The organism is Comamonas sp. B-9 (assembly GCF_000410635.1).
Taxonomy (GTDB): domain Bacteria; phylum Pseudomonadota; class Gammaproteobacteria; order Burkholderiales; family Burkholderiaceae_C; genus Comamonas.
The window spans coordinates 26,254-35,322 of sequence record NZ_APCR01000308.1; the positions used below are offsets into that span (position 1 = coordinate 26,254).

Below are 9,069 nucleotides of genomic sequence, written 5' to 3' on the forward strand. Positions count from 1 at the left end.
CTGGTGCACTGCCCCTTTGCCATCGAGTCATCCATGTCCCATTTTTCCATTGCAAGCGCCCAGCTGAACTTTGTTGTGGGCGATATGCCGGGCAATGCCCGCAAGATCATTGATGCGGCGGCCCAGGCTGCGGCCCAGGGCGTGCAGCTCTTGCTGACCCCCGAGCTGGGCATTTGCGGCTATGCCGCTGAAGACCTGTTCCAACGCCCCTCGTTCCTGGCCGCCTGCGATGCCGCCGTGGCGCAGGTGCTGGAGGCCAGCCGGCAGTGGCCGGATCTGACGGTGGTGCTGGGCCATCCGCAGGCGGCGCAGCATGCCGCCCATGGCCGCTGCTACAACGCCGCCAGCGTGCTGCGCGCCGGCCAGGTGCTGGACTGCTACCGCAAGCAGCTGCTGCCCAACTACCGTGAATTTGACGAGACCCGGTACTTTGTCGAAGGCACGCAGACCTGTGTGTTCGAGGTGGCGGGCAGCCGCATTGGCCTGCTGATCTGTGAAGACGCCTGGGCCAGCCAGCCCGCGCGGGCGGCCAAGGCGGCGGGTGCGCAGTTGCTGGCGGTCATCAATGCCTCACCGTTCCAGATGGACAAGCCCGGCCACCGCGAGGCCCTGCTGGCCGAGCGCACGCGCGAGACCGGTTTGCCGCTGGTCTATGCCCACCTGGTGGGTGGGCAGGACGAGCTGGTGTTCGATGGCCACTCGTTTGCGTTGAATGCCGATGGCCAGGTGGCCGCCCGCGCGCCGGGTTTTGAGGAACATCTGCTGTCGGTGCAGGTCGAGGCCACGGCTACGGGCTTGCAGCTGTCCGGCCCCATCGCCCAGCCTGGCGATACCAACCAGCAGCTGTGGCAGGCCTTGGTGGTGGCGGTGCGCGACTACCTGGGCAAGACCGGTTTCCCCGGTGCGGTGCTGGGTTTGTCGGGCGGTATCGATTCGGCCCTGGTGCTGGCCATTGCGGTCGATGCGCTGGGGGCCGACAAGGTCCGCACGGTGATGATGCCGTCGCCCTATACGGCCGACATCAGCTGGATCGATGCGCGCGAGATGGCCGAGCGTCTGTCGGTGGCCTATGAAGAGATCTCGATTGCGCCCCAGTTCGAAGCCTTCAAGGCCGCACTGGCGCAGGATTTTGCCGGCCGCGCCGAAGACACGACCGAGGAAAACCTGCAGGCCCGCATCCGGGGCACCTTGCTGATGGCCTTGTCGAACAAGTTTGGCTCCATCGTGCTGACCACCGGCAACAAGAGCGAGATGGCCACTGGCTACTGCACCTTGTACGGCGACATGGCCGGCGGCTTTGCGGTGCTGCGCGATGTGCCCAAGACCCGTGTGTTTGAGCTGGCGCGCTGGCGCAATGCCCATGACCCCTATGGCACTGGCCGCAACCCGATCCCCGAGCGCATCATCACCCGCCCGCCCAGTGCCGAGCTGCGCCCGGACCAGAAGGACCAGGACAGCCTGCCGCCCTATGAAGTGCTGGATGCGATCATTGCGCGCTATATGGAGCAGGACGCCGACATCGACAGCATTGTGGCCGCCGGCTACCCCCGCGCCGATGTGGAGCGGGTGGTGCGCCTGATCCGCATCAACGAATACAAGCGCCGCCAGGCTGCCGTCGGCCCGCGCCTGTCGGCCCGGGGTTTTGGCCGCGACTGGCGCTACCCCATCACCAACGGTTTCCGGGGCTGAGCGGCCAGGTCGCTCCCCCCCTTGCCCATGCCTTTGATGCGCTGTGCCTGCCCACCCCTCGCGCCTGACGCGGGGCGGCTGGGGGCTGCGCGTTTCCTGAGCTTTGTGCGCGCACGCATCGCGCGCCAGGTGGCCACGCGCCAGTCGGGCTTCTCGCGGCTCAATCCGCCATAGCGCGGCGCGCGTCCCTCAATTCCTATGATCGCGGCATCGCGCGGCCCGCCTGCGCCGCCGCCATTCCTTCGTCTTTTTGGAGCTGTACCCGGCGCTGCCGGGTGCGCGCTTTGCCATGTCCCCTTTTCTTCATTATTTTCGCGCCCAGTGGGCGCCGAGCGTGCCGCGCGAGCTGATGGCCGGCGCGGTCGCCACCTTTGCGCTGATCCCCGAGGTCATCGCCTTTTCCTTTGTCGCCGGGGTCGATCCATCGGTGGGCCTGTTCGCCTCCTTTGTCATCAGCATCGTGATTGCCTTTGCGGGCGGGCGGCCGGCCATGGTGTCGGCCGCTGCCGGCTCGGTGGCCCTGGTCGCAGCGCCCTTGGTGCAGGCCCATGGCCTGCAGTACCTGTTGGCAGCGGGCCTGCTGGCGGGCGCCATGCAGGTGCTGTTTGGCTGGCTGCGCCTGGGCGTGCTGCTGCGCTTTGTCTCGGGCTCGGTGCGCACCGGTTTTGTCAATGCGCTGGCCGTGCTTATTTTTGCGGCCCAGCTGCCGCACCTGGTGGGGGCCAATGGCGCGACCTGGGCCATGCTGGCGCTGGGCCTGGTGGTCATCTACGGCCTGCCACGCATCAGCACGGCCATCCCGTCGCCGCTGATCTGCATCCTGGTGCTGACGGGCACAGCCCATGCGCTGGACCTGCCCCTGAAGACCGTGGCCGACCTGGGCCACCTGCCCGCTACCTTGCCCAGCTGGGCGCTGCCCGATGTGCCGCTGTCGCTGCAGACCCTGCAGCTGATTGCGCTGCCGGCGCTGGCCATTGCGATGGTGGGCCTGCTCGAATCCTTGATGACGGCCAGCGTGGTCGATGAGCAGACCGATACCCCCAGCGCCAAGAACCGCGAATGCAGCGGCCTGGGCCTGGCCAATATCGCGGCCAGCTGCTTTGGTGGCATAGCAGGCTGCGGCATGATTGGCCAGAGTGTGAGCAATGTGCGCTATGGCGGGCGCGGCCGGCTGTCCACCTTGTTTGCCGGTGCCTTTTTGCTGGGCTTGATGGTGCTGCTCAAGCCCTGGGTGGCCCAGGTGCCGGTGGTGGCGCTGGTCGCAATCATGGTCATGGTGTCGGCCTCGACGCTGGACTGGGGATCGGCCCGCGCGCTGCTCAAACATCCCAAGCTGTCGAGCCTGGTGATGCTTGCCACCGTGGTGGTCACCATCGCCACCCACAACCTGGCCGCTGGTGTGGCGGTGGGCGTGCTGCTGAGCGGTGTGTTCTTCATGTTCAAGGTGTCCAGGCTGCTGCAGGTGCAGCGCAGCGGCGATGCCGAGCTGGTCTACGCCGTGCGCGGCCAGCTGTTCTTTGCGTCGGCCGATCTGCTGGTTGATGCCTTTGATGTGCGCGAGATCGAGGGCCGGCCGGTGCGCATCGACATGGCGCAGGCGCATCTTTGGGACATCACGGCCGTGCAGGCGCTCGCCAAGGTCTGCGCGCGGCTGCGCAAGCATGGCAGCGCCGTGCGGGTGACCGGCCTGAACGCCCAAAGCCAAGCGCTGGCAGCCCGTTTGGACCTGCGGCTGGACGGCGTTTAGAGATCGGATGGGGCCAGGGCCTGGGAAGCCAATGCCTGGAGATTTGGCCCCGGAGGTGCCGAAGCCGGAATCTTGACGCACAATAGCCCCAGTTGCTGCGCGCATCGCCTGCGCAGCGTGTATATGCCCATCCCAGGAGAGCTTTATGAAAATGATTACCGCCGTTATCAAACCTTTCAAGATGGACGAGGTGCGTGAAGCTCTGGCGGATGTGGGCGTGACCGGTCTGACCGTCAGCGAAGTCAAGGGCTTTGGCCGCCAGAAGGGCCACACCGAGCTCTACCGTGGTGCGGAGTATGTCGTGGACTTTCTGCCCAAGGTGAAGATCGAAGTCGCCGTGAAGGACGAGGATGTGGACCGCTGTGTGGACGCCATCGTCAACGCCGCCCGCACCGGCAAGATCGGTGATGGCAAGATTTTCGTCACCGAGGTCGAGCGCGTGATCCGTATCCGTACCGGTGATCTGGACGAAGCTGCGGTCTGATCGGGGCCCCACCCGCATCCGCACAAGCGCCTTGGCAAGCCAGGCGCTTTTTTCATGCCTGCTACCGGTTGCTGGGCAGCGGGTTCAGGGCTTGATCGTGGTGTGCGAGCAGATCCACAGCACCTGCGCATCCTCATCGCCGCCCGAGATGCAGGCATGGCCCATGACGCTGTCGAAATAGCAGGAGTCGCCAGCGGCCAGCTCCAGCGGCGCATAGCTGTCGGTGTGGATGACCACGCTGCCGCGCATCACATACAGCATCTCCTCGCCATCGTGGCTCAGCAACTGGGGAAAGGCGCTGCGCTCATGGGCCTTGATGGTGGTGAGCAGCGGAATAAAGCGCTTGTCGGCCAGGTCGGCATGCAGCAGCTCATAGACGTATTGCGGCGTGCGGTGCACCAGGCCATCGCCCTGGCGGGTGATGCTGCGCCGCGCGCGCAGGCCCGTTTGCTGCAGCGGGCTGAAGAGCTCGCCCACGTCCACATCCAGCCCGCGCGCGAGCGCCGCAATCTTTTCATAGGTGGGCGAGAGCTGGCCGTGCTCGATCTTGGACAGCGCCGAGGCCGAGATGCCGCAGCGCTGGCTCAGCTGCTGCAAGGTCAGATCGGCATTGCGCCGCAGCAGGCGCAGCTTGGTGGCCAGCACATCGGTGGTGGCATCGGCGCCGGCGTTGTGGTGGGGCAGGGGGGCGTGGGGCATGGCAGGCTCTTGTGGTGCTCGCCAGTGTAGGGGGCGCTGCGCTGGCCGTTGGCGCAGCGCAGCCGTGGCGGCCGTGTTTTAGGCCCAATTCTCGGGTAAACCCTAGACAGAAAGAACGGATTTAAGAAATTTATTGTCTCAAACTGCATTAAATTTCGTATACGAAAATTAATTCTCTTTAGTAGATTTATTGCGCCACATGCAGATCCTGGACTCCACCCACACCACGCAACACCTGCCCATGGCGGCCTTGATCGACTGTCTGGAACAGATGTTCATCGCCGGCTGCGAAGTGCCACTGCGCCACAACCACCAGATCGCCGGCCAGACGAGCGCCGACGACGGCATCCTGCTGCTGATGCCCGCCTGGCAGACCGGCAAGCGCATGGGGGTCAAGACGGTGTCCATCTTCCCGGGCAACCAGGCGCGGGGCCTGCCGGGTCTGCATTCGGTCTTTATCCTGTACGACGCGACCACCGGCGCCCCGCTGGCGGTGCTCGATGGCGATGCCATCACTTCGCGCCGCACCGCTGCCGCATCGGCCTTGGCCGCGCGCTGGCTCAGCCGCCCCGATGCCCGCCGTCTGCTGGTGCTGGGCGCCGGCCGCGTGGCCAGCCTGCTGCCCGACGCCTACCGCTGCGTGCGCGATATCCAGGAGGTGCAGGTCTGGGATATCCGCCCCGAGGCCGCACAAGCGATGGTGGCGCGCCTGCAGGCGCAGGGCCTGCAAGCCTCGGTCGCCACCGACCTGGAGCAGGCGGCGCGCCAGGCCGACATCATCAGCTGCGCCACCTTGTCCAACGCCCCCTTGGTGCATGGCGAGTGGCTGCAGCCGGGTGTGCACCTGGACCTGATCGGCAGCTTTACCCCGGCGATGCGCGAGAGCGATGACGCCTGCTTTGCCCGCGCCACCGTTTTTGTCGATACGCCGGAGGCGTTGATGAAGGCGGGCGATATTCTGGCGCCCATCGCCAGCGGCGCCTGGGAGGCCAGCGGCCTGGCTGCCACCTTGGAGCAGCTGTGCCGCAGCCAGCACACTGGCCGCCGCAGCGCAGAGGAGATCACGCTGTTCAAGGCCGTGGGCACGGCGCTGGAGGACCTGGCCGCCGCCTCGCTGGCCTTTGACGCCTTTGCCGCTGCGGGTACCTCGGGCGCCTCGGCCACCTGATCTGCTGCGCCGGGCCCTGTGCGGGCCCGGCCACTCTTCCCCCTTTCCTTTGCTACCTGTTCACATCCCTTCCATGCGCACATCTTCGACCGAGCCAGCAGCGTCTGCGGCCACCAACAAGCGAGTACTGATTGCCAGTCTGATGGGCAGCTCCATCGAGTGGTTTGACTATTTCCTCTATGCGACCACGGCGGCGCTGGTGTTCGGGAAGGTGTTCTTCCCGACCACCGACCCGGTCGTGGGGCTGATGCTGTCCTACCTGACCTTCTCGCTGACCTTCTTCATCCGGCCGCTGGGCGGCTTTATCTTCTCGCACATCGGGGACCGCATCGGGCGCAAGAAGACCTTGGTGATCACCTTGTCGCTGATGGGCGGCGCCACGGTGCTGATCGGCCTGCTGCCGGGCTATGAGCAAATTGGCATATGGGCACCCATCCTGCTGATCGTGCTGCGCCTGGTGCAAGGCCTGGGCATTGGTGGTGAGTGGGGCGGCGCGCTGCTGCTGGCCTACGAATACGCACCCAAGAACCGCAAGGGTCTGTTTGGCAGCGTGCCGCAGATGGGCGTGACCATCGGCATGGTGCTGGCCACCTTGGCCATCACCGTGATGAGCACCTTGCCCGATGACCAGTTCCTGGCCTGGGGCTGGCGTGTGCCCTTCCTGCTGAGCGCCATCCTGGTGTTCCTGGGCCTGTGGATCCGCAAGGGCATTGATGAGACCCCCGCGTTCAAGCAGGCCAAGGCCAGCGGCAATGTGGCCAAGATCCCGCTGGTCGAAACCCTGCGCTACCACTGGCGCGCGGTGCTGGTGGCCGTCGCCATCAAGTTTGTCGAAACGGCGCCGTTCTATATCTTCTCGACCTTTATCGTCAGCTACGCCACGGCCACCTTGGGCTTTGAGCGCATCTCGGTGCTCAATGCGGTGACCATCGCCACCCTGCTCACCACCTTGATGATCCCGCTGATGGGGCGGCTGTCGGACAGCATTGGCCGCAAGCGCATGTTTGTGGCGGGCACCCTGGTAATGGCCGCCTTCACCTTCCCGTACTTCATGCTGCTCGAGCAGCGCACGATGACCAGCCTGGTCATCGCCACCGTCGTCGGCCTGGGTCTCGTTTGGGCGCCCATCACCGCCGTGCTGGGCACCTTGTTCTCGGAGATTTTCTCGACCCGTGTGCGCTACACCGGCATCACGCTGGGCTACCAGATTGGCGCGGCGCTGGCCGGCGGCACTGCGCCCCTGCTCGCCACCTGGCTGCTCAACAAATACAACGGCTCCTGGGTGCCGGTGGCCTGGTACATCGTGGGCACCGCAGTGATCTCGCTGATCGGCATTGCGTTTGCCAAAACGGTGGCGGACAACGACTAAGCGGTCGGACCCCAGCACCGCTGCCGCTTCATTCCAAAGCGGCGGTGCTGACCCCGCAAAAGCAAAGCGGCCCGTTCAACGGGCCGCTTTTTGGTGTCTGCGGGGCGCGGTTTAGATCACGGCACGCAGCGCATCGCTTTGCTGCGACAGACCGGCCTCTTCGACCAGCTGGGCGAGCAGTGCGGCATGGTCGTCACCGCTCTTGATCAGGCCCATCTGCCACTCGTCCATAAAGCCCTGGCCCACGCACTGCTGCAGGAACTGCAGCATGCCGTCGTAGTAACCATGGGCGTTGAGGATGCCGATGGGCTTGTCGTGGTAGCCCAGCTGGCGCCAGGTCCAGATTTCATACAGCTCTTCGAAGGTGCCGATGCCGCCAGGGATGGCGATAAAGGCATTGCTGCGCTCGGCCATCATCGCCTTGCGCTCGTGCATCGTGGTGACCACATGCAGCTCGTCGCAGAGCTCATTGGCCAGCTCGCGGTCCACCAGCGCCTTGGGGATCACGCCGACCACGCGGCCGCCGGCCTCGCGCGTGGCGCGGGCCACCGTGCCCATCAGGCCCGATTTGCCGCCGCCATAGACCAGCTGGCCGCCATGGCTGCCGATCCAGTGGCCCACGGCCTGGGCGGCCTCGCCAAAGGCGTCGGCCTTGCCGGGGCGCGAGCCGCAGTAAACGCACATCGAAAAGCTTGGGGAGTTGGTCATTTCAGCAATCTTTCATACAAGGCAGGCAGCCACACCGCAGCGCACAGCACCAGCGCCAGGAACACGGCAGCACTGCCCATGTCCTTGGCCTTCTTGGCCAGTGCATGCCACTGGGGGCCAAAGCGGTCCATCGCCATCTCGATGCCGGTGTTGAGCAGCTCGGCGATCAGCACCAGAAAAACCGGGGTGATCAGCAAGGCCCAGTCGCGCCAGTCGCGTGCGAGCCATACGGAGGCGGGCAGCATCAGCAGCGCGAGTAGGGCTTCCATGCGGAAGGCCTTTTCGGCCCAGCCGGCCCGCAGGCCTTGCAGCGAATAACCAGCGGCATGCCAGACCCGTGTCAGGCCCGTGCGGCTTTTTTGCGGGTTGGCGGCGTGGATGTCGGCCAGGCTGTGCGCTGGCGCGGCGGGCTCGGAGGGGGGGCGGGGATCGGGCTGGTTCATAGGGAGCGTGGTAGTCGCCCATCATGGCACAGCGCAGGCGACACAAAGCATATTATTGCACTGCAGCATTTGATCGGCGCGCTGCGTGGCTCTTGCGCCCAGCATCGCCGGCGCAACAGGGGTCCATCTAGTCCGACGGATCAGGCGCCGTGCTTTTTGGCGCAGGGCGCTCGGCGCTGACCAGGCGGGTACCCGCGAGCGCATCGTGCCAGAACTGCTGCAGCGGGTGTAGCCGGCTGGCCAGCGCCCATACCACGATCCAGCCGCTCAGCAGCACGACGATTTCGCCTACCGGCAGGCCAAAGGGCATGCTGACGACCAGCGGCGGCAGAAACCACAGCCAGCTGCAGACATAGCGCAGCAGCGCGCGGCTCTGCGTCAACGGCTGGCCATTCCGATCCACGATGCGGATCTGCCAGGTCTTCATCGCCAGGGTCTGGCCCTTGTGCCAGAACCAGGTGAAATAGATGCCAAAGATGATGAACAGGAACAGCTGCAGGCCATGGCGGTTGTCCATCGCATTGCGGGTCTGGCTCAGCGAGCTGTAGAGGTAGCCCGACATGAAGACCACGCCAAACATCAGCATGCCCTCGTACAACCAGCAGGCCATGCGCCGCGCCAGGCGCGGTGCGCGCAACAGCGCGCTGGTGGCGAGAGGGCCCGGGGGGAGCGCTGTTGTGCTGGAGGGGGTCTGCATGCGAACAGTATCAGGTCGGTGGGTGCACCGGGCTGTCGCTGTTGCGCGACTGTGATTCGCCCGCC

At 65.6% G+C, this 9,069-nt stretch carries 9 protein-coding genes; 5 read left to right on the forward strand and 4 right to left on the reverse strand.

Annotated features, from left to right (window positions below; translation table 11 throughout):
- The first annotated feature begins 33 nt into the window (after positions 1-33).
- From H928_RS0102800 to H928_RS0102810, 3 genes are all read left to right on the forward strand, one after another.
- Positions 34-1,689 (forward strand): NAD+ synthase, encoded by a 1,656-nt coding sequence (locus H928_RS0102800; protein ID WP_043338397.1) that lies wholly within the window; start codon positions 34-36, stop codon positions 1,687-1,689.
- 289 nt (positions 1,690-1,978) lie between these two features.
- Positions 1,979-3,436 (forward strand): SulP family inorganic anion transporter, encoded by a 1,458-nt coding sequence (locus H928_RS25835; protein WP_043338401.1) that lies wholly within the window; start codon positions 1,979-1,981, stop codon positions 3,434-3,436.
- A gap of 145 nt (positions 3,437-3,581) precedes the next feature.
- Positions 3,582-3,920, forward strand: a complete 339-nt coding sequence (locus H928_RS0102810; protein WP_021025141.1) for a P-II family nitrogen regulator — start codon at positions 3,582-3,584, stop codon at positions 3,918-3,920.
- 84 nt (positions 3,921-4,004) lie between these two features.
- On the opposite strand, the gene H928_RS25840 is transcribed toward H928_RS0102810, so the two are convergent.
- Positions 4,005-4,619 (reverse strand): helix-turn-helix domain-containing protein, encoded by a 615-nt coding sequence (locus tag H928_RS25840; protein WP_021025142.1) that lies wholly within the window; start codon positions 4,617-4,619, stop codon positions 4,005-4,007.
- A gap of 199 nt (positions 4,620-4,818) precedes the next feature.
- On the opposite strand from H928_RS25840, the gene H928_RS0102820 reads away from it, so the two are divergent.
- Both H928_RS0102820 and H928_RS0102825 read left to right on the forward strand, forming a co-directional pair.
- The gene (locus H928_RS0102820; RefSeq protein ID WP_021025143.1) at positions 4,819-5,787 is read left to right on the forward strand and encodes an ornithine cyclodeaminase family protein; all 969 of its coding nucleotides are present in this window, start codon (positions 4,819-4,821) and stop codon (positions 5,785-5,787) included.
- A gap of 73 nt (positions 5,788-5,860) precedes the next feature.
- Entirely contained in the window at positions 5,861-7,156 is a 1,296-nt protein-coding gene (locus tag H928_RS0102825) for an MFS transporter (protein WP_021025144.1), read from the forward strand.
- A gap of 111 nt (positions 7,157-7,267) precedes the next feature.
- Here H928_RS0102825 and H928_RS0102830 read toward each other — a convergent pair whose 3' ends face one another.
- From H928_RS0102830 to H928_RS0102840, 3 genes are all read right to left on the reverse strand, one after another.
- Entirely contained in the window at positions 7,268-7,864 is a 597-nt protein-coding gene (locus H928_RS0102830) for a TIGR00730 family Rossman fold protein (protein WP_021025145.1), read from the reverse strand.
- Positions 7,861-8,307, reverse strand: coding sequence for a diacylglycerol kinase (locus H928_RS0102835; RefSeq protein WP_021025146.1), 447 nt, complete (start codon positions 8,305-8,307; stop codon positions 7,861-7,863). The genes H928_RS0102830 and H928_RS0102835 overlap by 4 nt, the downstream gene beginning before the upstream one ends.
- A gap of 127 nt (positions 8,308-8,434) precedes the next feature.
- Positions 8,435-9,004 carry an RDD family protein gene (locus H928_RS0102840; RefSeq protein WP_021025147.1) on the reverse strand — a complete coding sequence of 190 codons (570 nt, stop codon included), beginning with the start codon at positions 9,002-9,004 and terminating at the stop codon, positions 8,435-8,437.
- Between the last annotated feature and the right edge of the window lie 65 nt (positions 9,005-9,069).